The sequence below is a fragment of the Candidatus Binatia bacterium genome (assembly GCA_036382395.1).
Taxonomy (GTDB): domain Bacteria; phylum Desulfobacterota; class Binatia; order HRBIN30; family HRBIN30; genus JAGDMS01.
In genome coordinates, this window is record DASVHW010000238.1 from 1 (window position 1) to 26,373 (window position 26,373).

Sequence of the window (26,373 nt, forward strand, 5' to 3'; positions counted from 1 at the left end):
ATATACGGGAACCTCGAGCGCCTTCAGTTCCGTCTCCATCGCCTTCGGCTCGTACAGAACCATGCTCGGCGCGAAGCGCGTGCGGTCGAGCCCGCGGATCAGATGGTACAAGCCGGTGAGCGACCCCCCAACGACCCCGCCACTCGACGCCTCGACGAACAACACGCGAATCATAGCGCCGGATCAGAGATGCGCGCCCGCCGCTCGGGGCGGCTGCGCACGCATCAGCTGCACGATCGATTGTGCCGCCGCCGTACTCGTCATCTCGGCTGTCACACCCACATCGTAGCACGGCACCGCGGCGGTGAGCTGCGCCAGATGTCTCTCGCGCTGGGCCACCAGTCCTGCGGGGAACATCTGCTCCAGAACAGCCGCGAAAGCCCAGTAGCGTCGTAAGTCGTTGACTATTAGATCGACAGCGCTCAGGCGTTGGCAGGCCTCGGTCGCCGACAACGGCCGCACGAAGGCGAACGGCGCCCGACGTGGGAACACCAGCAGCGCAGCCTCGCCGCCGTCTGCTATCCCCGCCGACGGCGGGTGATATCCTTCGCGGTCGAGGCAGAACCGCCCGTCGATGCGCCGCAGATCCCGTGCTTGCGCACCGAGCCAGCGTACGCTCCAGTCATCCAGCAGCACGGGCTCCCTGACCCCGAACACCTTAGTTCCGTGGTGCAGCACGAAGCTGTCGGAAAGCAAGGCGGCGCCGGGGAGACCGGCGAGCGCCACTGCCAGAGTGGATTTGCCGACGCCGCTGGCACCGGCGAGCAAAACCACACCGTCCCCGGTATCCACACCGGCCGCATGGATCGGGTGCAGGTCCTGCATCTGCTCCAACCACCACCAGCACGGGTAGTAGACCAGGTAGTACAGCAGCGTGCTAAATCGGCGCTGGCGCAGGGCACGCCGGCGTCGCCACTGGCGCACGCGGCGGATGCGATCACTGGCGCGGGTATTGCCAAGGCGGTAGTAGAAATCGCCCTCGACTTTCAGCCCGTTGTCCGCCCAGGCAAACCGCAGGTGCAAATCGCGCAGGTCGTCGACGCGGAACCACCAGAGCCTGTCGTTGCTGGCGTAGATGTCGCGATCGAGACGTTGCAGACCGGACAACTCGGATGACAAGGCCGCTCGATTCGCGGGCGGCTGGCCGTCGTGCCACCTGAGCATGGCCGTGACTGCCGGGGCGCTCGTCTGATCGGATGCGGACGGCGCCAAGTGGATGCGGGTATAATCGCACAGATCGGGCGCATCGCAGCGGAACGCGAACTGCGCGCCAGCTAAACAACCTGTGATCAGATCTGCGGTCATCTCTTTTCCAGACCGTTCATCGGTCGATTTGTCCATTCAGCGGGGGGGGGGGTGGTTCGCTGGCCAGCGGCAGCGCACTCTTGAGCGGCGCCGGTGTACGCCGCATGCGTCGCATCGCGGCCTGAACCGTTACGTCGTAGACGAATCGTGCATCTTCGAGCCGCGGGATCAGCACCTCCGTCAGCGCGATGCCCGACTCGCGGCGGTATGCGACCATGACCATGATCGCCGCCAGCGAGTACGAGATGCTGGTCGCAAGCGCCGCACCGGAAATCCCGAGGGTTGGGATCATGAACACGTTGAGGATGACGTTGGTCACCAGCGCCGCCGTTCCCGCGCGAATGTTCACGCCCTGATTGTTGCGGCTGGTGAAATCGCGCGTGAGGATGGTGAAGACCGACATCATCACCATGCCGAGAGTGGCAAACGCGAGCGGTTTTGATGCGGCGGCGAACGCCTTCCCATACCACAAAGGCACCATCAAGGGCCCAAACGCGATCACCACAAGGCCGCCAAGCCCCGTCAACAGAACCGTCCGGCGGCACGCTTGCGCCGTGAGGCGATGCACCTCGTCTTTGCTCAGCGACGCGAGCCGCGGATAGATCACCCAACCCACCGCCTGCGGAATCTCCAGGATCATCTCGGTGAAATGCAAGGCCAGACTGTAGAACGCGGTCTGCGCCGGGTTGAGGAAATAGGCAACCATGTAGACGTCGATGCGGAACAACAGATGCGTCGCCAGAATCTGGGTGTACGACTTCATGCCAAAGCGCATCTGCCGTTTCAGCAGTCGCCGATCCAGCCACAGGCCGAACGGCACCAGCCGTCGCGTCCCAATCACCAATGCGCCCACCACAACGGTGGTAACAATCGTATAAACGAGCACGCTGCTAAACAGGTCCAAGCGTAGCGCCACACGCAGTCCGACAACCAGTACGAGTACCGCTGCGGCACCAAATACGGTCCGGCGATTGTACAGGGAGAAGTTATTGATGGCCTGGAGAACGCCGCAGAAGAAATTATCGATCAACAGCAGCGGCAGGCGCCAGAGCGCCAGCAACAGCGCCCACGCCGGCACCTCACGCATGATCGTCGACAGCAAGAGCCCGCGAAACCACCAGGCGACTGCGCCGATGCCCACGCCCAAGACTACTGCCAAGGCCAACGAGTTGGCCGCGACTTGCTCGATGGACGCGCCTTCGCGCCGGACGCAGTATACGTTCGCCTGTGTCAGCCCGAACTTCGCCAAGGTCACCAACGTGGATGGCAACAAGAGCACCAGCGCCAGAATCCCACGATCATGCGGCCCCAGCGTGCGCGCCAGAACGATGCCCGTGACCGTGCCCAGCAGAGCCACGGCCGTGCGTGCCCCAAAAACGTCGATCATGTCGTGCGCGAGACGACGGTGCGCCATCAGGTTTCTTTCACTCACAATACTGCGAAAACGGATCCACGGCGCCGAACTATCGCTCGGTACCTCAATGCCTCGCCGAGACCACAATGTTCGTCTAAGCGGCTACCCCCCCTGTCGCCGACGAAGCGGTCCGCTAGATTCCGGCGGCGTCAGACAGGCGTCCCGATCCTCACTTAAGGGTGCAACCACGGTTGTGGCACGCCCGAACCAGTGCCGAATCGAAATGCGAGCCACTAACTTGGCCCCGAACAGCCGGGCCATGAGAATCGAAGGTTGATTGTGGGTCCGAATCAAACCCACGATGGTGCGCACGCCTCTCGTGGCGAGCCCGTCGGTGGCACTTTTCAGGAGCGCCCAGGCGGCCCCTTTGTCCCCCGGCACCACGTAGATGTTGGCCGTCAGCAGCGCCGGCGGGACAAGATGCCGTTCGACCGCCTCGTACCACGGCTGCTTTGCGGTTACAGAATCCGCGTACCAGGCCGCTCCAACGATGTGCGTTCCACGTGTCGCCACGATTGCGGTCGAGATACTGCGAGCGCCGCGAGGCTCGTGTCGCCGGACCTGCAGCGTGCGACGATCCGTTTCGTTCATGCTCCGGATGGTCACGCCGTTGATGTCGACCGGGAAATCGACCGGCTGCGCCGGCCGGTTCGGATATCGCACAAACAGATAGAACTCTCGTTTTCCGAACAGGCGCGCCGCGGCATGCCTGAGGGTGGGCCCGAGCCCGTCGGTTCGGAGGCTCAGCAGCAGAAGCCGCAACAGGTCCACCACACTATTCTCCACTCCCCCCAGCGTTCCCTGCCGGAGCAGAACTGCTGGCCATTCTGGTGCCACTGCGACCTGCCGTGCGCTGTCGGCGCTACGATTTGTGCACGCCCTCTCGCACGCTGTCGCCTCGCGACTCGGGCCCTGCGGCACCAGGCCGATCCGAGTTCTTTTTGAGGCCCTGCAACAGCAGGCCGACCTCGTAGCGTCGACGGGTGTCATCCGTGGCCCGCTCGACCTCGACTTCGACGGGCTCGTACCCACACAGGATCAGCGTCGGGTTGCAGATGTCGCCCAGACGGCTGATCGTATCACGCGACAATCGCTTCCACCGGCCCACGCTCGAGAGATCAACGGCACTCCGACCGTACGTCTTCCAGTCTCCCAACCCGAGCCCGCTCCGGCTTTCCAGAGCCTGCTCAATCAGGGCAGGATCCCATGCCTCCCCCAGGAACTCCATGATTCGACCTATGGTCGGACCAGTTTGCTCGGTCAAATCCTCATAGCGCACTTGCAGCGCATTCTCTGGGTGTCGCTTCACGAAGGCATTGATGCGGTGCGTGAGATCTACCCAGGCGTGTGCAAAGGCCTCGAGCATCACCGGGTACCGGATGATGTACTCGTGAAGCTCCCTGAGGTACACGCCGTTCTTCTGGCACAGCTCCTCGATGCTGCAAGCCACATCGAGCCCATGGCGCTGGATGCAGACGAATTGCACCTGATCGCCGCAGAGTTGCTCGATTTCGTCGAGGTAGAAGGCGTCGAAGGCGGTTTTTGATGCCCAGCGTGGTTTCCCCTGCTGCTTGGCGTGGTCCCTGTGAAAGGAGAAGGCAAATTCGCGCAGTCTCGTCAGCACCTCGCTCTTCGAGAAACCCGCGTAGCCCAGTCCGTCCAGCACACCAATGCCAGTCCCTTCCGCGATGTGCTCGCTGCGCAGGAAGCGCCCACAGCCGGTGAACACATTGGTCTCGCCCGGACAGGCAATATTCGGGTGGGCGTTGAACAGCCTCCGGAGCAGCGTCGTTCCGGATCTGGGCGCGCCGATGATCAAGACGCCTTCCGCTGGGAATCTGGCCATCAGTGGGCAGCCTCTGCGGTGAAGGTCATCCCCCTGCCGCCGAGTTCAATGCTGTTCTCCACTCGGACGCTGTCGCGCGTACTCTCCACGATTATTTCTCTGGGTGCCGGGTGACTGATGAAATATATGGGACTCGCCGTGGCACCATAGGCACCGCTGGATCTGATCGCGATCACATCGCCCGGTTCGAGTCCGTTGAATTTCACCTGACGCCCCAGCGTGTCGATCGTGGTGCACAGCGGGCCCACGAGGGTGTACGCCTGCTCCCGATCGCAGTTGTTCCCTGCGGCGGCAACCTTGAACATTCGGTAGTTCCGCTGGACGACGCTTCCCAAGTGTCCGGCCGCTCCGAGATGGTGGTTCATGCCGCCATCGCAGATGCAGATGTCCACGCCTCGCGAGCGCTTCTTACGGATCACGCGCGTCAGGTAGAAGCCCGCTTCGCCAACGAGGTAGCGCCCGGTCTCGAGCACCAGCTCCGTAGCCGCAAACGCCGAGTCCGTCTTCAGCGCCTCCAGCGCCCGATTGGTCTTGTCGGCCACTGCCGCCAGCTCCACAGGGGCGTCGTTTTCGTAATACGGGATTCCGATGCCTGAACCAAAAATCAGCTTTTCCGGACTGATCCGGTGCGCAGAACAGACCCTTTTGAAGATCTCAATAAAGATCTCGTAGTTCTCGGTGAGAGCCTGTGCATCAAGGCATTGCGTCCCGGAATAGATGTGGAACCCGCACAGATCCACATGGGGGAGAGCGCGCACACTGCGCACCGCAGCATCAATCTCCTCTTCGTCTATGCCAAACTGGCTGGGCTTACCACTCATGTTCAGGCCGAAGCCACGCGGCACGCGGCGCGGAGAAATCCGCATGAGCACTCGCTGCCGCCGACCCGCCAGAGCGGCGATTCTGTTTACCAGCTCCGCCTCCTCGACCGATTCGAGGACGATTTCGCCGATGCCCGCGTCGACAGATGTCTGCAGCTCGCCCGACGTCTTTCCGGGCCCGGTGAAACTCAGCTTTTGCGGCGGCCAATCTGCCTCTAACGCTCGCGACACTTCGCCCGCCGAGGAGACATCGAGCGCGTCTACGACACTCCGCATACGCCGCAAGATTCCCGAGTGGGGGTTGCTCTTCACTGCATAACTGATCCGGAACCGATTGCCGAAAGCCGACCGGAGTCGCCCGACGCGCTCACGGATGTGCTCCCAAAAGTAGACGTAGCAGGGGGTGCCGAAATCCTGCGCGATGCCGCGCAGTATCTCGTTCAGGTCGCGTTCCTCATTCAGCATGACAACTCGATATGAACTTCAAGATACGGTCGACGGAATCCAAGTTCTCCAAGGTGATCTCGTCAGGAGTGAATCTGATGTTGCCCTCCGATTCGACGAAGACGATCAGGTCAACCATGCTAGCCGAATCGATGATGCCCGAAGAAAACAGCGGCGTCTCATCGTCCACTGCCGTCAGTTCGACACCGAGTTTCTCTTGGATAAAGTTCAGCAAAGATTCTCTGATAAGTATCATCTTCGGCCCTCAGAGACCCGGACTCGCCGCGGTCTGGGGCGGCGTCCGCACCCCACCGTCGCCGTACTCCGCCACGAGTTTCTGCTGGTCCGGTTTACCGGTGAGCGTGCGCGGCATGTGGTCCACAAAAACAATCTCTTTGGGAATCATAAACGTTGGAAGCTTTGCGGTGAGGCTCTTCGCGACTGAGGCTGGATTCAGATCAACATCTTCCGCGATCGCCAGGAACGCAACGAGCATCGTCTGCCCGTTCCGCGGGATGCCAACCACAACAGCGTCTTTCACGCCAGGTACAGTCAAAATCTGGTTGTGGACCTCTTGCGGGTAAACGCGGTTGCCCATGATCTTCAGCATGCTGTCTCGTCGGCCTTTCAGGAACAGATAGCCCTCCTCATCCAGATAGCCCATGTCTCCGGTAAAGATGGCGAAGGGCGCGGGGTCATCCTCGCCGCAAAACGGATTGCGTCGGAGTTTTTTCTCCAGCTCCAGTGTGTCTGCTGTGCTCTCCAGATAACCCATCATCGTACCAAGGCCTGAGTGGATCACCTCTCCAACCTCGCCGGCGCGGCAGCGGGTGCCGTCCTCCCGAACCACATACACCCGCACGTCCGTAAAGGGCCTCCCAACACTCCCCAGCTTTCTATGGTATTCCTCGGGTCTCAGCGAGGTCGCCCGGAACGCTTCCGTCTGCCCATAGGTCTTAAAGATCTGCACGCCATCGAGGATTTCAGGAAACTTCCGCAGGTATTCCTCTGGAAGACTTCCCCCCGAGATAGTGACGTAGCGCAGCGAGGCCTGCCGGCCACGCTTATCGAACCGAACTCCGGAATGAATGACATCCTGCCAAATCGATGGGACGCCGGAGATTCCTGTTACCCGCCGCACCTCGGCAGCTGTCAGGATGTCCCTGGGTAACCAGGAATCGAGAAGCACGATCTCGCCTCCGACCGCCAACGCCGTCATGAGTTGGTTTAACCCGACATCGAACGAGAACGGCAGAACACTGAGGAGCACATCCGCGCTTGTCAATCCGAACAACGCGATCTCGGCGGCTACCCGGCGCATGAGATCCGCTTCGCTGATCAACACGCCCTTGGGTTGACCGGTAGATCCCGACGTGAACAGGCACACGGCGGCGGCGTTCGGTCTGGCGTCCTCTTCATTTCCGAGGCGGCGATCATCCCCCTCATCTCGATCACCAACCACGATGACGTTAGCGGCAGCGCGCAGCTCTTCCATCGCCTGCGCATGGATGCCTGCTGGCGCTTCGCTTTCGAGAACTACCCAAGTCGTTCTCGCCAGTGCTGGGTGATGGCGACACGCTCCTCTGAGGGCGACGAGTCCTGCCGCATCAGTGATAGCGACGGGCGCTTTCGTCGCTTGCAGTATCGCCGCGACCTGGGGCGCTCGATACTTCGGGTTGACGAAGCAAAACGGCCTCCTCGCCGCGATCGCGGCGAGCATGCATGCAATGCTGGCGGCCGACTTTCCGACCAGCATCGGAACGATGCTGTCCGCCGGCGTCAAGCGCGCATACAGCGCCGCCAGCCGTTTCGCGTCTCGGAAGAGTGCTCCGTACGAGGTTTCGACAAACCCCGCGCCCGGTCTCCACTTCGAGGCGGCGATCTTTGATCCCGAGTGTGCCGCGTGTGTTGCGACGACCTGAAAGAGATTTTTCATGAACTCTCAGGCGTGCTGATGTCGTGGCGTCCGTTTCGGCTGCCCGCCTCGGAATCTCTTTCGCACATCAACATCCAAGTCGAAGGCTGGCTGCTCGGCACGTACTCCAGCGACTGGATGAGTGCTGTCGCCAAACGGTTCAGATGTATGCGCCGCAACCGGTTCAGGCGGCGCTGAGCCCAGTAGTGCTTGATCAGCCCCTCGCACTGGAGGACTCGGAACCCGGCTTGGCGCAGCTCTGCCTCGATTTCTTCCAATCCGTAAAGGACATCGTAGATCTCGTAGTGCTCGATCCCGCGCTTCACCCTGTAGGGGAGCGACACATCACGGTTGAGTGCGTCGAGCATGAATACGCCGTTCGGGGCCAGGACACGGCGGATCTCGACATAGAGCGCTCGGCGTTGCTCGAGCTGAAAGTGCCGCACGAAACGCAGCGTGTACACGGCCTCGAACGACGCCGACCGAAACGGCAACCGGAAGGCGTCAGTACGCAGGAACGACCATTGCCCGGCGGAACCGTTCAGGCGCTGCCTTGCTGTGTCGAGCATGGCTGGGCTCGCATCTATGGCGACGCCGAGCGGTACGCCACGCATCTCGGCCGTCAGACGCCCGGGCCCGCAAGCAATCTCGAGCACGGCTCGTGGCGCGCGCTGGTCCAACACTCGATTGAGAAACCGCACCTGGCTGCGGTGCAACACACCGTTCAGCGGCTGTCCCGTGCGGCGCTGCATGTACGCCTCGACGACCGTGCGGTCTTGATAATACCGCTGTAGATCTGGCGGCTGATCGATCGGCTTCATGAGGTTCTCGGCGCCGCTTCGCTTGATGCTGCCCGCAGTGATGCGAAGGTGCTCCGCAGACCTTCCTGCACGCTGACGGCCGGCCGCCAACCGAGCAGGTGCTCCGCGCGTGAGCAGTCGTAGTGGGCGCATCGGGTCGCGCGCCGAATCTGATGATAGGTCACCGGCGAACGCCGCCGGGCAAGCCGCAAGGCGCGTTCGAGCCCCCACGCCGCAGCCGCAATCATCCCGACCGGCAAGAACATCGGGCGCCAGCTCTCGCCGCACGCGTCGCGATACAGCGCCGCATACTCTGCCTGCGGCACATTCGCATCAACGATGGTGAAGGCCTGTCCCACCGTGCCGTCGGCGGTAGCTGCCAGCGACACTGCGTCAGCCGCATTGTCGATGTAGGTCATCGGCAACGTGTACGCCGGGGTCGCCAGGATCAACTTGAACTGCTTCACACTGAAGCTCTGTCGGGCCAGCGGTGGACGTTTTCCGGGTCCATACAGCAACCCCGGCCGCAGCACCACCACCGGGGCACCACGGCGGGCGGCATCGAGCGCCACGCGGTCGGCAGCCAGTTTCGAGCGGCTGTAATGCCCCCGCGACTCGCCCTCGCTCTCGTAGGCGCTGTCTTCGGTAATGGTCACGCCGTCATACGGCACGGCGTAGACACCCAGGGAACTGATATGTACGATGCGGCGCACGCCGGCCGACTGTGCAGCCCGGATAACCCGCCGTGTGCCGCGGACATTCACTTCCGCAAACTCTTCCCATTTTCCCGTTGTCTCCACCCGGGCGGCGCAGTGGACAACCAAGTCCATGCCCCGAACCGCGCCCTCGACCGCTGCGTCGTCGCAGATATCTCCCGGGTAGATATCCACATCGGCGTCATCGAGCCCGCGGCCGGCACGCACCAAGGCGCGGACTTCGACACCGTCGCTACGCAAGCGCCGCACTACGCTGCGGCCCAGGAAGCCGCTCGCACCCGTCACCAGTGCCTTCATCAGTTCACAGCCTGGAGCAGCTGCGGACCGACGTGGAGCCCAGCGCGGTCCCAGATCTCTTCCAGCAGCCAAACGCCTTGCCGCCCTTGTTCCGCAGTTACCGGCGGAGGCTGTCCGTTCGCCAGGGCTTCATACAAAGCGCGGAAGTGCCCCCCCATGCCTGGGTAATATCGCTGGCGACCGCGCAGGAACTCGATGCCGTTGACAATGGTTGCGCGCAGCAACTGCGCCGCTTCGTCGAGGTTCGGCAGCACCTTCCCTACGATCTTGGGAACCTGGCGCTCCTGGCGCAGGATCAGGGTCATGTTATTGAGGTTCACCTCCGCAGTCATGGCCGAGCCGTACAGGATCAGACGGCTCAGCAACGGGCGTGTCTCCAGTGAAAGCGTCAAGCTCCCCAGTGCACACTCACCGTCGACAATCGCGCGCAGTTCACGCAGCTGCCCGCGCGCATCGGTGCGCGCCGACACCTGCACGTTGTCGATCGCACCGACCAGTCCCGCGAGCAGGTAGCTGGCATGCGGAGCCACGTCGTACGCGATTCCCCCAGGCAAAGATGCCTTCCACCGGCCGTGTTCGTCCGCCGGAAGTTCCGCCTCCCCGGAAGCAACGCCCTGAAACACCTCGACGCCCACTAGCGATCCCAAGCGGCCCGAGGCCAAGAGTGAGCGGGCTTGCACGACGACGGGATCAAACCAGCGGTTATGATCGACGCTGAGGTACTTGCCGGCTTGTCGCGCCGCCGCGATCATCGTATCGGCCTCCGCGGCGGACAGCGCCATGGGCTTTTCAACCAGCACGTGGACGCCCGCCGCGAGCAATTGGATGGCCAGGCTGGCGTGCGTGGCGGGCGGCGTGATCACATGCACCACATCAGGCTGCGCCGCACTCAGCAGTTCATCGATATCGGCGTAGGTCGGCACCTGCCAGCGTGCCGTCAGCTGCTCGCGGCTGTCGCGACTGAGGTCGCACGCTCCTGCCAGTTCAACCTGCGGGATCTGGCGGAGGTAGCCGCAGTGGACATGAGCGATCCGCCCGCAACCGAGCAGTGCAACCCGGATACGCGTGGCAGCGGTCATAGAGGGGAACGGCAGTCGAGAGACTCAGGCGTGAGCGCGTTGCCGGCTGTTGCGCTGCAGCGACTTCACGTTGTGATAGACTTCGTCGGCATAGTTTCGGACTTCTCCTGTCTGCAGAACCGTACGCACTTCCCGAATGGCATCGTCGATGTTGCGTCCCGGAACAAATCCCAGCTTTTCACGGATCCGGTCGAAGGCCACCCGATAACTACGGCGATCCTCGATGTGATCGAAGTACTCGATAACGGTTCCCGGGATCTGCTCTGCAACCTTGTCGGCGACTTGGCCGACCGTGAAATTCAAGCTCTCCGCCCCAACGTTGAAAATCTCATCCGCCACTACCGCGGAAGGCGATTCGACGGCCAGGAGAAACGCCTCGGCCGCGTCTTGCACATGAATGTGCGGCCGCCACTGGCTGGCCCCCACGACGCGGACGCGACCTTCGACACTGGCCCGTGCCGTAATCGTATTGACCATGAGATCGAACCGCATACGACGCGACAGCCCGCAGACCGTCGACAAGCGCAGGATGACAATCTCCACCGGACCCCGTTCCTGCAAAAGCACCTCTTCCGACATGATCCGGGTCCGTGCGTACAACGAGACAGGATTGAGGTGCGAACCCTCATGCAGCAGGTCATTGCCATTGGCGCCGTACACGCTGCACGAGGAGGCAAACACCAGGCGCTGCACTCCCGCCTCGCGGCAGCTTTCCAGCAGACACCGCGTGGACTCGAAATTTGTGGTCAAGGCCTCCCGCGGATCGAGATCGCAAGCGGCATCACCGACGAGGGCGGCCAATGCCACCACGGCCCGTACCCCGTTCACCGCCTGCACGACATCCCGGATATTGCAGATGTCCCCGTAGCGCAGCTCGACGTTCGGATCACCTCGCAGTTCCGCCACGCCGTGTTCACCATAGAGAAACTTGTCAAGGACACGGACGTGGTATCCGCGCTGCAACAGTTTGCGCACGAGGTGAGAGCCGATGTATCCGGCTCCCCCAGTAACCAGAACGACGTTGTCCCGCATTATTCCTCCCTTTCACCTCTGCTGTTCCGCTGGCCGCTCCCTGAGTCACAGACCGGCCGTTCCCCTTAGGCTCTGCAGGTAGCCCTGCAGCACCCGTATGGACGGGGCCTCAACCGCGGAAGACACCCACAACAACACTTACAACCAATCTAAAACATAAGACAAGAAAAAAAGCACCAGGCGAGGGGGAAAAGCCGTCCCCGGCCTGGATTACGCCAACCGGACGGTCGGTTGGCGCTCCGGCGATCCCGGGCGCTCGTTTGTGGAGCCACCCGCGTGCAACAACTCGCTCAGGGCCGGCAGCATACGGTAAGCGACACCCGCAGCGGTGCAAATGTCAGCCACCTCGCCAGCCGTGGCCGCCGTGACATCCGAGAGGCACACGAACACAAAACCAACCTTGTTTACGGATAGGGCCAGGGGCAGTTCGGCGGTGCCGCCAAGGACCTTAATACCGTGGATTCGGGAACCCCAGCAATCCCGGGACTCATCGATGAATCCGATCGGCTGATAACGAGAGGACGGGTCTTCGACGAGCGCCCGGCTCATCTGTTCCCCTCCGCGGCCAGCACCGACAATGATCGCCTTTGCCCGCATATGCTTGCGTCTGCGCGGGTGCCGGCGGGCCCACACCCGTAGGATGTAGCGCGAACTGAACAGCATGAGCAGCAGCAACACCCCGTTGATGGCAAACACCGAGCGAGGATGCGATTGGGATCCGACGAAATAGGTCACACCCGCAGCCGCGATTGAGCCGACGGTCACGGCCTTGAACAGGGCAACCAGGTCCCACAACCCGAAGTAAGAAGCGATGCCCTGATAGGCGCCAAAATAGACCAGCAGCGGTGGCTGGAGAATCGCGACCAGTGTTACCGTCTGATAGGCCCAGTCGGCTTCCGGCCACTGCCAGTCGTAACGCATCAGGAGCGCCAGGGCGTAGGCGCTGACCACCAGCACCAGATCAACGCCCATCAAGGCGATCCGCCGACGCCGACGCCACAGATACTTGGCCTTGAAGGCACCGCGCGCCGTCGCCCAGACACCGTGCACGAGCAGGCCCATGTCGCTCCAGAAGGTCGCGCCTTCGACATACTCGATATCGCGCTGCAACTTCGGTGGCAGGATGTGCTCGATGTAATAGGTTTCCGTATCCTTGAGGCCTTCCGGATAATCTTCGACCTCATCGCGTCCCTGGATCTGACTTGGGCCCACGAGGCCCGGCCGTACCAGCAGGACTCGTCGCTGTGCCGGCGAGTAAAACTTCACGAAGTGTGGATCCTCTGGCCGGGGCCCAATCAGGCTCATGTCCCCGCGCAACACGTTGAACAGTTGCGGCAACTCGTCGATCTTGGACCAGCGCAGCAACCGCCCGAGGCGCGTGATGCGTGGATCGCGTTTCACGGTCAGCCGCGATCCCATCAGGTAGGCCCCCTGCACCATCGTCCGGAACTTGAAAATGTCGAACGCTTTGCCGTCCCGGCCCACACGCTTCTGGCGAAAGAACACCGGTCCGGGCGAGTCCAACTTGATCAGCAGTGCAACTAGCCCGATCACTGGCAGCAGGCCGATGACACCGAGCAGGGCCAAGGCAAAGTCCACTGCGTGTTTGGCCATCACGCCGCCGCTCGTCATGGCGCGGTCGACTGCGGCGACCGGGCCATCCGGATCGCGCTCGCACTCTGCGTCAACGGATCGTTCCGCGAGTTCAGCGTCTGTTTGCATCGAGGATTCTCCGCAGCGTTGCTGCTACGTAGCGCACTTCTTCATCCGACATCAAGGTAAACAGGGGGAGGGAGAGAATCGTCTCGGCGGCGGCGCTGGCGACGGGAAAGTCCGCGGGCCGGTAGCCGAAGGCGTTGCTGTAGTAGGAATGTAGGTGGAGCGGAATGAAATGGACCCCCGTCGCGACACCGGCGGCCTTCAACTCCTCGATGACGGCATCGCGGTGCAGGCGCAGCCGGTCCGGCTGCATCCGAACCACGTACAAATGCCAGGCGTGATCGACCTCTGCCCGGGCCGTCGGCAGCTGCAGTTGCGGCAGATCGGCCAGCAGTTCCGTATACAAGGCGGCGATCTGCTGTCTGCGCCGGGACAACGCCGGCAGCCGCCGCAGCTGCACCAGCCCCATGGCGGCGGCCATGTCCGTCATGTTGTACTTGAAACCGGGGTACGACACATCGTAACGCCATGACCCTTCGCTGCTGTAGCGCCGCCAGGCGTTACGGCTCATGCCGTGCAGCCGCCGGGTTTGCAGGCGCTCCGCTAATTCCCCGTCGGACATCGTCAGCATGCCGCCTTCACCGGTCGTCATGTTTTTCGTCGCATAGAAACTAAAGGCGGTGACATCTCCGATCGTCCCGATCGACTTCCCACGGTAGCTCGCGGGAAGCGCATGTGCGGCGTCTTCCACCACGGTCAGACGGTGCTGCCGGGCGATGCCCAGCAGCTCATCCATGGCAGCAGGATGCCCGGCGAAGTGAACCGGCACGATGGCACGCGTGCGGGAGGTGATCTTGCGGGCGACGTCGGCGGGGTCCAAGTTCAGCGTGTCCGGCGTGACATCGACCAGCTGCGGGCGTCCGCCCGCGTGCACGATGGTGGCGCCGGTAGCGGTAAAGGTGAGGGTGCTCGTGATCACCTCGTCGCCGGGCTTGAGATCGAGGGCATCCAACGCCAAGTGCAGCGCCGCGGTGCACGAATTCACGGCGACAGCATGCGGGGCGCCGATGGCTTGGGCGAATGCACGTTCGAATTCCTGCGTCCGCGGCCCGATGGTCAGCCACCCGGAGCGTAGCGTCTCAACTACCGCGGCGATTTCTTCGTCACCGATGTCGGGGCGGTAGAACGGTACGTCTCGATGTTCTTCGCCCTTCCCGGCAGATTGACTGGCCTTGGCGCCCATCGCGGTTACCCTTCTTTTGCGGCGGTGTCGGTTATCGGAAACATTTCCGGATGGTCCTTGCCGACCCGACTTGCAGTCGCCATCTCAGGGACAGCCGACGTTGAGCCCGTCCGCTGAAGCGTCTGTCCGACGGGCTGAAGCGCGGCAGCAAGCATCGGCCGCTGTCCGTCCTCCTCGGGTGGCGTAAGCAGCAACTCCGCAAGCAGCCGCACGTTCTTGCCGCTATCGAAATCACGCTCGATACGCTGCCGCGCCGCGTGGCCGCAGCGCAGGCGATCTTCAGGCCGGTTTGCAAGGTTTTCCAGCGCCAACGCGAACCCCTCCACCTGATTCGGCGGTACCAGGTAGCCGCTCACGCCATCCTCCACCAGTTCTTCAACTCCCGGGATGTGCGAAACGACTACGGGCAGGCCTGCAGCCATCGCCTCCACGATCACGTTGGCAATGACATCGCGGCGTCCAGATTTTCCGGCCAGCTCGCTCGCCAACACAAACACGTCGGCTTTGCGGTAGAGTTCCGCCACCTCGGCGTGCGGTCGAGATCCGAGCAAATGAACGGTCCCGGTCAAACCTCGGTCCCTAATTTGTTGCTGCAACTGCTGCCGCCGCGGTCCCTCGCCAACGATAAAGCACTCTAGCGCCACACCGCGGCGGCGCAATGTCGCGCACGCCTCAACCAGAACGTGCATACCTTTGTAGCGTTCCAGCTGGCCGCACGATACGATGCGCAGCGGCTCTCCGGCATTCGGCTGACGCCACGCGGGGACAAAGCGGTTGACGTCAACGCCGTGGTAGTTGACAACAACTTTGCCGTCGGCACCGGCTCCTGCCAACCGTCGCAGGAAAGCCGCATTGGTCCTTGCGCAGGTAACGACGAAGCGGGCTGAACCAATTTTGGCGGGGAGCATTCGCTGGACCATATAAATGTCATAGGCGTGCGCACTGATACTGAACGGCAGGCCTGAAATGAGTTGTACAATGTAGGCTACGGTCGCAGGGTAACTCGCCCAGTGGACATGCAGATGCGTGATCCCCTCGGCGCTGAGCTCCTCAGCCAGGTAAGCCGCGCTGGGCACGAGAAACCACGATTTGAGTAAGTACAAGAGCGGTTGACTGTTGAACCAACCACGCAGCCCCTCGTGCCATGAGACTGTCGCCTTCGCCCACCCGGCATTGTGCCGGATATCATCTCCGGTCCTCCATGCATTCCAAACTTGCGCATAAAGAGAAAGGTAGCGGCGCACACCTGTCCGCAGCAGGCGCCAGTTCGCCTTTCGGACCGGCGACGACCACACTGGCGGCAAGTATGTCACCTCGCTCATGATCGCGCCGCCCTCGGGCTGCTGGAGCCGACCCGCGCGGCGCAGTGAATAAATCTTCGGGCGCACGCCGTGCCGCCGTAGTCCCATCACTTCCCACAGGACAAATGTTTGATGGAACACGGGAAAGACCGGAAACAGGTACGCCAGCTTGGCCGTTGCTTGTCTCACAGACCACCCTCTTCCGCAAAGCGCAAAAGCCCAGCCGCCTTCCTCCAGAACACCGCCCCGGGCCCGTGCCGATCCGTCCAGTTGCGAACCGCCCTACGCACCGCCGCCGGGCGCAGCACCGCTCGGACGAGCGGATGAAAGACGACGCGCTGGCGAATGGGGCGCGGGCGGAATCCCATGGCGAACTTGAATTGGTCCAACGGCCCCACGGGCTCAAGCGACTCCAAACCGAAAGTAATCTCGCGAACCCGCCGCCGCCCGAGCATTTCCTGCGTAACGTGAAACAGCAGTGCATTGTTCGGGTACGCACCAAGCCGATCGGTGCACGAGCGGGCAAGCAGAAACTCGACACTGTCCTCGAAGGTCACGGTGACCAGGAACGCCGCCAGTTCGCCGCCACACCACGCCCCCCAACCTTCGAATCCAGGAGTGGCGGCGGCGGCCTTCCAGTAGCACTGCCAGCTCTCACCCGTGAGTCCCCCGTCCCGGCCTTGACGCGCCAAGGTATCCTGATGGGCCCGCCAGCCGGCGGTTGCGATCACGGGAAAGTCGACCGGAGCCACCTCGCAACGCTTGAGGCCACGCCGGACCTTGCTCCGCACGTTGGCGCTGAGCGTCTCCAAGCCGTAATCGGCATTGTCGCAGACGATCTGGTAACTCGGTTTGCCGGTGCTCTCCAAAGGGGCTGCGAAGCGCACCCCGACGCACGGCAGCTGGCGAAACAGCTGCCGCAGTTCATCGGTCGACGGATCATATAGTCGGTGCGGCGGCGCGCTCAACAGAAAGAACCGGCTCGTGTTGAACCAATAGCTCGACCGCGTGCGCACAACCCGGTGTCCGAGGGCGCGCAGAAAATCCGCGTAGCCGGCCGCGTCCATCTCCGTGTTACGCGCGTTCACCAAGCCGCCGCTTCCTCCGTCGCCGTCTGATCGACCAAGCGGCGCAGCACGATGCCAAGACCGACGAGCAAAAACAGAGTGACGAACTGCCACAGGTCGGCGAAAAACGAAAAGAACACCATCACGATGAAAACCGTACGGGCACTCTTGACCACCCAAGTCAGATTTGCCAGCGGAGAATCAGGAGCACTGACGTAGGGCTCCGCGTAGCGGAAGTTACGCCATGTCCGCCATAGTATAACCAAATAGCCCAACAAGCAGACGGATCCCCCCTCCACCGCGGCGAGAACGTACGAGCTGTGCGGCGCGGCAGTACTACGCCCGGGATCGTGCAGAAACCGATCCAGTCCCCAGTTGCCGATGCCGATGCCGACAATGGGGTGTTCCTTGAACATTTTGAAGGCCACCTGCCATCCGTACGCGCGGCGCTCAAAAGACCCTGAACCCTCGCCGGTCTCACCAGACTGAGTGAATGGCAGGTTGGTAATGCGGTCGAAGGTTCTTTGCGGCACGAACTCTACGACGAGAATCAGCATCAGGATACCAGCCAAGGTGAGCCCGGCCATTTGCTGCAGACTGAGCCTTTCATCGATCATAATCGCTGCGCCGCACACCCCGAGGCCCAACAGTCCGCTGCGCGACCCTGTCATGAACACCGCCAAGGCCAGCACGGCGATCAACGGGAGAATGACCAAAGCCGCCGCCCGAATCCGCAACGACCGCATCAGATACCAGAGACCGGCAATCGGCATGATGGAAAACATCGCCAAACGATTCGGATTGACGGCGGCGGCAATGACTGAGGTCGCCGCCCGATAACCGTGTAGTGCCGTGCCGTGCATGACGCTCTGCACTCCGGACAAGGCCGCACCTATCATGAATACCATGGCGACCGAGTAAATCATTATTACATGCTTTGGAGTGCGGATATAATTGATGAAGAATATAGTAAACACACTCCGCGTAAGGAGTGTTCGCGAGGTTTCCGCCTGCGCCTCTACAACTCCAAGCAGCGTCAGCAATCGCGGGTCCGGTCCGTTGAGCCGACCAGCGATGTAAAAGACCAGGAAGATGAACGGGAGCAATCTGATCTCGGTAAGGCGCAGGAACCACCAGTCTTGTTCGCTGTAAACCTTGTAGCTGAGCAAGACCAGGAAGATGCCACCCAGCGCGTTGTTAATCGTCAGCGCCCCCGTTCCTTGCAACGCCTGCGGGTAGGTCACCAAGAACGTCGACAGGAACATGGCGATCCCGTATTCCGGGAACGACACCACGAGAGCGACAGCCAATACCCCGAAGACGGGCAGCAGAGCGAGCGGTCCAACGGCGATCATACCGATCGCCACGAGCGTACCGAGAGCCGTCAGTGACAGCGCAGGGACAAGTCCCTGCACCGACGACCGCTGCTCCGAACCTACCACCTGCACCAACGTGCTGCCTCCATATCAAAGGATGCTTTCCAGAAATGCCGGGATGTAGGATCGGCGCCGATTGAGCACGACGCCAAGGACACGCGCGCCCACCTTATCGAGTTGCCGCTTGGCGGCTTCCGCTTCGGAAACCGGCGTCTGGTCCGCCTCAATCACCAGGATCACGCCGTCCACTTTCGTGGCAAGCATGCTCGCATCTGCGTAGTCATTGACCGGCGTAGCGTCGATCAGGATGAAATCAAACTGAGACTGGAGACAGCCCAACAGGACATCGACCGTTTCCACATTGGTTCCCTGTTCGGGCACGGACCCAGCCGGGATCACGGAGAAATTGAGTTCCTCCAGCCGTGTGACCACGGCCTCGGGCGCCGCTCGGCCGGCGGCGAAATCGGCGACACCGACGTTGCTGGTCAGCGGTAATAGCGTGCTGAACGACGGCCTTCGGTAGTTGCCTTCCACCAGCAGGACGCGCGACTCGCGCTCCTTCGCCAGCGCCGTCACCAGGCCAAGGGAAACTGTAGTAGCCCCCTCACCGTGCCGCGAGGAAGTTATCAAGATGGTATGCAAGCCCGCGGGGACAGCGACCGACAGCAAGCTGGCACGGAGCTTCTGGTACTCTTCCTCCCTGGGATCTTCCGAGGGCACGCACCCGGCCTCCGCCAGCGCTCGGACGGGGTTCCAAACCCTGGTGTGTTCTCGCTCTTCTGCCGCCTTTTTGACGGCCTCGTATATCTTGCTCAATGTCGAACCTACCGATGCCGTTTCTACGCTTTACGAGACTCGCCGATACTTGCCAGCAAGGGGAGGCCCAGGTAGCGGCCAACATCGCCCTCAGAATGCAAGGACTTGTTCACATATTCACGACCGAAGGCTCCGACAATTCCGACCACCAAGCCGGCGATGAGGGACAGGGCGAGCGAGACCCCCCGCATATCGGTGCGCGGCAACGGCAACGCCGGTCGCTGGACGACGTCGATATTCACCAGTTTCTGTTCGTCCATCGCCTGACTGATGTGGGCCTCCTGCTCGCGCTTGACATATAACTCATAGGTGCCACGCCGGTTTTTCACTTCCTCCTCGAGCCGGTCATACGCGATGCCCTTCTGTTGCAGATTGATCATCTGTCGACCCGTGCGGCTGACATTCTCTTCCAGCATCGCCTGCCGCGCGCGCATCTCCCGCAGCGAACCTTCGAGGTCAAACAGGGTTTTCAAGCGATCCTCGCGCAGGGGGTTGGTATGAAACACCTGGTGGCTCACGATCGTCGGACGATCGCGCAATTCCGTATCAAGTTGCGACTTCAATTCGGCGATCTCTGCTGCATTGTCTTGAACGTGTCGGTCCTTGTCCATGTACTTACGAAGAAGCGCAACGCGGTCGACTTGCCGTGCCACCATTTGCTGCGTCAACTGCGTGATCGTCGGGCTTACTTCGATCGCTTGCTCGCGTTTGACCACCTCCGGCTGACTCGCGATCTGGTCACGGATCGCCCGGATGCGTTCCTCCGTACCGGCAATCCCGGCCGTCACGTCGCGCACTGCGCTGGCGACTTCGCCGACCGTCCGGACCGCCGCCTGGATCTCATCCTTGGGCGACACGATGCCTTCCCGTTCCGAAAAGGCACCCAGAGCGTCTTCTGACTTACGCAGGCGTTGCTCGAGCCCGCGGCGCTGATCGTCATAAAACTGGGATAGTCCCTTATTGCCATGCACCACGGCGTGGTAGGCGAGATACTCGTCCACCACTCGGTTGACGACACGCGCGGCGTTCGAAGGCTCGGAAGACTTGTAGTCGATTTGAATGACGTTCGAGCCCTTGACGGGCGTAATGCTGAGATCCTGCGCCATAGACAGCACTTGCGTCCCAAACGTGCTCCCGATCAGCGTAACGTGCGGAGGGGCACTGCCATCACCCGACACCGCCAGTGTTCGCACCACGTGTTCCAGAAGGTCTCGGCTACCAATCACCTGCACTTCGGAATTGACCAAGGATTCGTTGAGCTGAATGGTTTCTAGTTTGGTCAAGTCGGTCGGTTGTAAGGTGGGATCTGACCGTTGCGTGGAGATCATCACCTTTGCACTCGCCACGTAGCTGGGTTTTCGCAAGAGGGTACCGGTCAGCCCGGGTAGGGCAACCGCCAGGAACAGGGCTCCAATCCACCGCTTGCGCTTGAAGATGACATGCAGGATTTCATGCAGTTGCTCGCTTCCACTGCTGGTCCAAGCGGGCGCCCCACCGTACGAGTGCTTCCCGTTCCCATTGCCGTTCCCCTTGCCGTTGCCGTTGCGATGACCGTTCGGTCGCTCGCGCTGTGGAGGTTCGTAAGCCATGGCTCTCCCAACTCAGTTCAAAAGGAGGCACCGACTCGAGGCGTCGTCGGCAGGATCTCATGGATATAGAGCTTAACGAACGCGTCGATGTCGCCGATAAATGTCCGTGGTACAAAAACCACATCGCCGGCCGCCAAATGCATCCCTTCCTGAGATCCATCCGAAAGCGATTTTGTAAAATCCAACCGTCTCCCCTGGTAATCACTCGGCGCCGCGGCAAGGAGCAGGACGCTGTCGACACGCGCGGTATCGGTGAATCCCCCGCGGTCCATAATCGCTTGGATGGGGCTCATCCCTGGATAGTACGTGACGAACCCCGGAAGACGGACCTCACCGCCAACGTACACCTTGCGCTCAGCCTGTTGTGCAACCATCACCGAGATTTCGGGATCACGCAAGCGATCACTCGTGCGTTCCTTGATGACTTGTTCCAACTCTGTCGGACGCAAACCTGCGGCTCGGACATCGCCAGCAAGCTGTAAAGTGACGTTGCCATCGGGTCGAATGGGCACCTTGATGTCGAGATCCGGATGGTACAGATACTTCACACGGATCTGGTCTCCGGGCTGCAGACGGTACTCTTCGCCGACGTTGCCCCCCATAGACTCCTGCAACGCTTCGAGCGGGGGAAGCGGTGCCGGCCGGCCCACAGTACGCCCGCATGCCCAAACGGACACCGACAAAAGCAACCCTACGCCGATTCTATGCGTCACGTAGCGCATTATTTCTACTCATCCCTATCATCAGGCCAGCCGCTGACCGCGGCGTTTATACGAACTCTGACGAAGGCTATCAATCCCCGCAAAGCGTCGGCTCCCGAGCGTGCGGGCCTGCAGCCGGGGAGACCCGACTCCGGCCACCGCTGCATAGATCCGCTCAATCTCGGCTACCGCTCGCTTCCAGCTGTACAACCTACCCGCTGCGACCCTGGCGTTTTCTCCCAACCGTTGCCGCAAGGCAGCATCTTCGAACAAACGTCGCAAGGCCGACGCCAAGTCCTCCGGGTCCCCGTTGCGAAAGATCAAACCTGTCTCGCCGCTGACAATACCCTTCGCCGACCCTTCGGCGGCAACCAGCGACCTGCCGGCTGCCATATAGTTGATGAGTTTGATCGGAAACCCTGACCAGGAGCTTCGCGGGCAGACCAGCACATCAGCGCGAGCCATCAATCGACGCACCACCGAGAAGGCCGACGCCACAATCACGCGGGCATGTCCCTCGCGGAGAAGCCTCGCCAGCCGATCATCGGCACGCTTGGCCCACTGGACCTCGTGCGTTACCACCACGAGCAGCGCAGGCGCAGCCGACTTGTGGAACCTGCCGAACGCATCGAACAGGATGCGGAGATCCTGGTAACCGTCCAGGTTCCCCGTGTACATCACGACGAACCGGCCAGCGAAGGGGTCCGACGCCGGCGTTTCCGCAATCACGGCGGGCGAACTGCCAGGCGGGATAACCGCCACCCGATCTCCCGCCACACCACGAGCCCGAAGAAATTGTTCCAGCTCCGGCGTCAGCGCGATGCTGAAATCCGCCCGCCGGGGCACCTGCCGGTCGAGGACCGCGCCGAGCTTACTGGCCACGAGTCGACGCCAACCGGGCCGGAAGTAGTGGCCCAGCTCGTCGCTCAATGCGTTGTGGGAATGATACACGACCGGCACACCGGTCAGTCGGCGCACCAGATATCCCACCAGAGGCCCCTCGTAGTTGTGTGCGTGGATCACCTCGATCCGTTCGCGGCGCACCACCTTGTACAAGGTCATGACCAAGGCCACGTCGAACAGCAGCTTGCGCCAACCCAGTCCACCTCGGGACGGCACCCGCCGCGAAAAGCGCACCCGGTGAACGAAGAGGCCATGGATCGGGGTCAGGCTCTCCGCAAATGGATACGTGACCAGGTGCACGTGGTGTCCTCGATTGGCCAGGGCTTGCGCCAGCTCACGAATGAGCACCTGCGACCCTCTCGCGGACGGAAAGGGGCACGCCGCCACCATGGCAATGCGTCTGACGGAGTCCCCGGTCGCACGGTTCAGTGTCATTGCAGATACCCCAACGCACTCAACCTAGCTGCAATCTCGCGCTCTTCGGCATGGGTATAGGGCTGTTCATCGCACGGCGGCGCCGCCGACTGGCGGGCGTGCGGGCCGTCGGGCGCCACGGCATCGATGGCGACGCCATCGAAGTCGGCGGACACATCGACACCACACAGCCGCAGGATTGTCGGTGTCATGTCGACCATCTGCACATGCGTGAGCCGGCGCCGCACCCTGGTATCCGTGTTGCTCACGAGAAACACGCCGTCGGCGCGATGACTGCCGCTCATGCCCGAGAGTTTGCCGCCGCCGGATTCGCCGGTATCGAATACGCGTACGCTGTGCCGGTCTAGCGCCGTGGCGCTCGGCAGGCATGCGTAGGAGTACCCCTGATCGAGCTGGAACTCGAGGATGACGTCAGGCGCGTACTCGAGCCAGGGGCCGTGGTACAGCTCTTCCCGGCGCCAGGCCCGGCGCACAATCGACCCACCGTGTTCCGGATCCCTGAGTGCCTGCGCGGCGGCACAGACCTCTTCACGCACGCGGTGGTAGTCCGCCGGCGCAACGGTCCCCTGCGGCTCCCGACCCTTCACGTTGAGCCACACGCTGGGAAAGTAATTCAGTTCTTCCGAGAAGGCCCGCGTCCCCGCCCAGTCGATTCCAGCGAAGCGAGCCCGAGACTCCAACCAGCTGGCCCACCGGCCTCCACGCAATCGAAACATCCTTGCCTGCATCGCCGCGGGCAGAGCGCGCAGGGCCAGTTGCTTGAGACCACGACTGCGCTGTGACTTTGACGGCTTGTGGTTCATCCGCAGCAGGCCTTGCTCTCCCAACCAACGATTCAGGTAGACCGCTTTTTTCCCAGCTCCACCGAAGCCGTGGTCTGAAGCCACAAGCACTGTCGCAGTCGGTGCCGCGCCGGTCAAAGTTCCGATCGCGGCGTCGAGTGCTTCATACACGCGTCGTATTGCGGTGCTGAATTCCTGCGCCGCTTCTGGCTCAAACAACGGAGAATCCGCGTCGTGAAACTTCCAGAAGTGGTGCGCCACCGTGTCCGACTCCCCGAACAGCAGAACAAAACAATCCCATTCTTCCCGCGCCAGCAATGCCTGAGCCAGTCGCGTCTTCGTTTCGATGCCGCGCAGCAATCGTTCGAGCGCCGTATGGTACCAGCGCCGGTTCACACGAAACTCCTGGAAGTCCGCAAACGGGAACCCTCCCAATTCCATAACCAACGGCACCAGCGTCTGCGGCCTGACAAAGGAGGCATCCGCGCGGGTGGTCACCGGTGTGTCAAAGCCGCTGATCATGCACCCGTTCAGGTCCTCAGGAGGATAGGTACCAGGCACGCCGAGCACGCATACCCGCCGTCCGGCATCACTCAGTAGCCTCCAAACCGTTGGCGCCTTGCGAAAGCTCGCGTTAACAAACTGCACGGCATAGGTGCCTAGCTGCCGCCGTGTAAAATCGAAGATGCCGTGCTTACCCGGGTTGACACCGGTCATGAATGTCGACCAACTCGGAAGCGTTGCCGGCGGCATCGTCGACGCCAACGGACCCCACAAGCCGTGACGGCGCAGCCGCCCAAGGTGAGGAAGCCGACCCTGTTCGATCCACGGATCCAAGAGATCCCAGGTGGCGCCGTCAAGACCGATGATCAGCAGCATCGTGAAGACTCGATAGACCACTCAGCGAGCGGCGGCCGCTAATTCGGGCACGCTCTTGCGCCAGCGACTGCAGCATCTCTTGCGTTCGTGCCGGCTCGGTGCCCGTCAGGTCGTGGTGCTCCTGCGGGTCCTCCGCAACGTTATACAGCTCGACAGGTCGAAGACCGCGTGGGTTTTCGGGATTGGCAGTAATGATTTTCCACGGGCCTAGCTGAAGGGCTGTCAGTACGTTGCCTTCCAGATCCTCCTCTGCAAATAGCGGCTCCGGCGTGACCGCCATCGGACCGAACAGGCCGCGTCCGGTGAAGTCCGGCGGGGAAGCGAGGCCCGCGGCCGCCAGTAAGGTGGGAGCGATATCGAGTGTGCGGGCTGCCCGTGACTCGACTTGGCCGGCACGCTCCTCATGCGCCCGCTTGACGATAAGGGGCACGCGCAGCTGTTCCGCGTAAAGTGTCGTTCCATGCCACCATCCGCCGTGATCCTGAAACTCCTCGCCATGATCAGCCGTCAGGGCGATGATGCTGTTGTCGTACAGATCTCGTGACTTCAGGAGTGCGAACAGCGTACCGAGGTGCTGGTCGAGGTACCCGACGTCTTCGCTGTAGAGCGCGCGCAGCTCGTTCTTCCGACTCGCTGGCGGGTCCGGGTTTACAACCCGGGCGACGCCACGCCCGTCATACGGTATTTCGAAATACGGATCGTGCGGGTCCATATAATGGACCAGCAGGAAAAAGGGGCTCGGTGGACGCCGCCGCAGCCAGTTAGACACGGCGTCGGTGACCACAGCCGCATCCTGGTAGTAATTGTAGAAATAGATCCGATCTCCAAAGAGTCGCTCGCGCACAACCCGCAGGCCCTTGTAAATTGCAAGCCGCGTCGCCGAATCCGTGGCCCAGAAGTAGAACGCAGGCGTCAGATACGTGTACTCGTCGAAGCCCTGTTGGAAGTTGAATATCGGGGCCACATTGATGTTGCTGACAAACCCAGCTGTCCAGTAACCTTGGGCACGCAAGGCCTCGGCTACCGTCGTCACCCGGTCCGGCAACGCGTCCATCTTATGCATTAGACCATGCACCGACGGATGAAGCGACGTCAGAATCGTGGCAATCGAAGGTCGTGTCCAAGTCGACTGCGCGTACGTGTTCTCAAAGCGCACTGCTTCACTGGCGAAACGGTCCAGGGCCGGGGTGGCCCCGGGGCCAGCACCATACGATCCGACCGCATCGGCGCGCAATGTATCGGCGATGATGAGGATGATGTTTGGAGCGCTGCTCGTCACGCCCCGACCGGCCCAGCCTGTTGCTGTCTCCGGGGCGTGGGGGGAAGCCAGCGCCGCGACAGCCACACTGCCCCCCAGACAGAATATCAACCCGATTGCAGCTATGAGTAGGCCGCCCCGATCCCGTTGCACTCGACGCCCTGCGCGCATCACGGCCAAAGCCAAGCCGCCAACCGAGACGAACAGCGCCAAATGGACAGCCAGTCCCGCGAAGGAGAACGTCACGAGGTCCTCGTGAAAAACCCGTTGAATGACTTGGTAGCGAGCGACGGCACCACCCAGCGCAAAGAGCGCCACCGCGCCGCACAACCCAAAGGCATTGTGGCGTGTGCGCTCCAGAGCGACGACCGCCGCAATACTGGTGCAGCCTATGGCCAGCAACATCCCCAATGCGCCGTAGCTGACCACCGCGTAGGGAAACAACCAGTATTCTTCGGCTGGCCCGGCAGTCGCCGTGAGCAATCCGGCTTCCGCCAGCCCTACCACGGCACCGGCCCAAGCCCCGCCGAGTATGCCAGCAAGGAGTGTTCTCATGATATGATACGTTTCGACTCAACCAGCGTAAACGGGTGTCGCGAGTCAGGGATATAGCTCCGCCCTTCCGTGACCTCGCTCATCCCGTCACATAATCTCCAGCCTGCCAAAAAGCTGCAGGCGCATCTTCGCCCCGAACG

At 61.9% G+C, this 26,373-nt stretch carries 22 protein-coding genes; all 22 read right to left on the reverse strand.

The genetic code is table 11. From position 1 onward, the window contains the following. Positions 1–183: 183 nt before the first annotated feature. Positions 184–1,305: a hypothetical protein gene (locus VF515_11035; GenBank protein ID HEX7408165.1), complete on the reverse strand. Its 1,122-nt coding sequence runs from the start codon at positions 1,303–1,305 to the stop codon at positions 184–186. Positions 1,306–1,321: 16 nt separating this feature from the next. Continuing rightward, positions 1,322–2,719 carry an oligosaccharide flippase family protein gene (locus VF515_11040; GenBank protein HEX7408166.1) on the reverse strand — a complete coding sequence of 466 codons (1,398 nt, stop codon included), beginning with the start codon at positions 2,717–2,719 and terminating at the stop codon, positions 1,322–1,324. Between the two features lie 102 nt (positions 2,720–2,821). Continuing rightward, positions 2,822–3,490, reverse strand: coding sequence for a hypothetical protein (locus VF515_11045; protein ID HEX7408167.1), 669 nt, complete (start codon positions 3,488–3,490; stop codon positions 2,822–2,824). Positions 3,491–3,581: 91 nt separating this feature from the next. Continuing rightward, positions 3,582–4,565, reverse strand: coding sequence for a sulfotransferase (locus tag VF515_11050; protein HEX7408168.1), 984 nt, complete (start codon positions 4,563–4,565; stop codon positions 3,582–3,584). Beyond that, positions 4,565–5,851, reverse strand: coding sequence for a type III PLP-dependent enzyme (locus VF515_11055; GenBank protein ID HEX7408169.1), 1,287 nt, complete (start codon positions 5,849–5,851; stop codon positions 4,565–4,567). Before VF515_11055 ends, VF515_11050 begins: the two co-directional genes overlap by 1 nt. Next, on the reverse strand, positions 5,841–6,086 hold the full coding sequence (locus VF515_11060; GenBank protein ID HEX7408170.1) for an acyl carrier protein: 246 nt from the start codon (positions 6,084–6,086) through the stop codon (positions 5,841–5,843). The genes VF515_11055 and VF515_11060 overlap by 11 nt, the downstream gene beginning before the upstream one ends. Positions 6,087–6,095: 9 nt before the next feature. After that, the gene (locus VF515_11065) at positions 6,096–7,766 is read right to left on the reverse strand and encodes a class I adenylate-forming enzyme family protein (protein ID HEX7408171.1); all 1,671 of its coding nucleotides are present in this window, start codon (positions 7,764–7,766) and stop codon (positions 6,096–6,098) included. Further along, a complete protein-coding gene (locus VF515_11070) occupies positions 7,763–8,566 on the reverse strand; it encodes a class I SAM-dependent methyltransferase (GenBank protein ID HEX7408172.1) in 804 nt (267 codons plus the stop codon). The genes VF515_11065 and VF515_11070 overlap by 4 nt, the downstream gene beginning before the upstream one ends. After that, positions 8,563–9,558: an NAD-dependent epimerase/dehydratase family protein gene (locus tag VF515_11075; protein ID HEX7408173.1), complete on the reverse strand. Its 996-nt coding sequence runs from the start codon at positions 9,556–9,558 to the stop codon at positions 8,563–8,565. The genes VF515_11070 and VF515_11075 overlap by 4 nt, the downstream gene beginning before the upstream one ends. Next, complete coding sequence (locus VF515_11080) at positions 9,558–10,637, reverse strand: Gfo/Idh/MocA family oxidoreductase (protein ID HEX7408174.1); 1,080 nt, start codon at positions 10,635–10,637, stop codon at positions 9,558–9,560. The genes VF515_11075 and VF515_11080 overlap by 1 nt, the downstream gene beginning before the upstream one ends. Positions 10,638–10,661: 24 nt before the next feature. Further along, complete coding sequence (locus VF515_11085) at positions 10,662–11,669, reverse strand: NAD(P)-dependent oxidoreductase (GenBank protein HEX7408175.1); 1,008 nt, start codon at positions 11,667–11,669, stop codon at positions 10,662–10,664. Positions 11,670–11,879: 210 nt separating this feature from the next. Beyond that, positions 11,880–13,391: a sugar transferase gene (locus tag VF515_11090; GenBank protein HEX7408176.1), complete on the reverse strand. Its 1,512-nt coding sequence runs from the start codon at positions 13,389–13,391 to the stop codon at positions 11,880–11,882. After that, positions 13,375–14,571: a DegT/DnrJ/EryC1/StrS aminotransferase family protein gene (locus tag VF515_11095; protein ID HEX7408177.1), complete on the reverse strand. Its 1,197-nt coding sequence runs from the start codon at positions 14,569–14,571 to the stop codon at positions 13,375–13,377. The genes VF515_11090 and VF515_11095 overlap by 17 nt, the downstream gene beginning before the upstream one ends. A gap of 5 nt (positions 14,572–14,576) precedes the next feature. Continuing rightward, positions 14,577–16,061 carry a glycosyltransferase gene (locus VF515_11100; protein HEX7408178.1) on the reverse strand — a complete coding sequence of 495 codons (1,485 nt, stop codon included), beginning with the start codon at positions 16,059–16,061 and terminating at the stop codon, positions 14,577–14,579. Next, positions 16,058–16,963, reverse strand: a complete 906-nt coding sequence (locus VF515_11105; GenBank protein HEX7408179.1) for a hypothetical protein — start codon at positions 16,961–16,963, stop codon at positions 16,058–16,060. Before VF515_11105 ends, VF515_11100 begins: the two co-directional genes overlap by 4 nt. Continuing rightward, positions 16,957–18,387, reverse strand: coding sequence for an O-antigen ligase family protein (locus tag VF515_11110; protein ID HEX7408180.1), 1,431 nt, complete (start codon positions 18,385–18,387; stop codon positions 16,957–16,959). Before VF515_11110 ends, VF515_11105 begins: the two co-directional genes overlap by 7 nt. Positions 18,388–18,405: 18 nt before the next feature. Continuing rightward, complete coding sequence (locus tag VF515_11115; protein HEX7408181.1) at positions 18,406–19,131, reverse strand: CpsD/CapB family tyrosine-protein kinase; 726 nt, start codon at positions 19,129–19,131, stop codon at positions 18,406–18,408. Between the two features lie 23 nt (positions 19,132–19,154). Next, on the reverse strand, positions 19,155–20,720 hold the full coding sequence (locus tag VF515_11120) for a Wzz/FepE/Etk N-terminal domain-containing protein (protein HEX7408182.1): 1,566 nt from the start codon (positions 20,718–20,720) through the stop codon (positions 19,155–19,157). Between the two features lie 17 nt (positions 20,721–20,737). Further along, positions 20,738–21,322 (reverse strand): polysaccharide biosynthesis/export family protein, encoded by a 585-nt coding sequence (locus VF515_11125; GenBank protein ID HEX7408183.1) that lies wholly within the window; start codon positions 21,320–21,322, stop codon positions 20,738–20,740. A gap of 141 nt (positions 21,323–21,463) precedes the next feature. Beyond that, the gene (locus tag VF515_11130; protein ID HEX7408184.1) at positions 21,464–22,759 is read right to left on the reverse strand and encodes a glycosyltransferase family 4 protein; all 1,296 of its coding nucleotides are present in this window, start codon (positions 22,757–22,759) and stop codon (positions 21,464–21,466) included. After that, positions 22,756–24,420, reverse strand: coding sequence for an alkaline phosphatase family protein (locus tag VF515_11135; protein HEX7408185.1), 1,665 nt, complete (start codon positions 24,418–24,420; stop codon positions 22,756–22,758). Before VF515_11135 ends, VF515_11130 begins: the two co-directional genes overlap by 4 nt. Then, complete coding sequence (locus tag VF515_11140; protein HEX7408186.1) at positions 24,398–26,233, reverse strand: sulfatase; 1,836 nt, start codon at positions 26,231–26,233, stop codon at positions 24,398–24,400. Before VF515_11140 ends, VF515_11135 begins: the two co-directional genes overlap by 23 nt. Between the last annotated feature and the right edge of the window lie 140 nt (positions 26,234–26,373).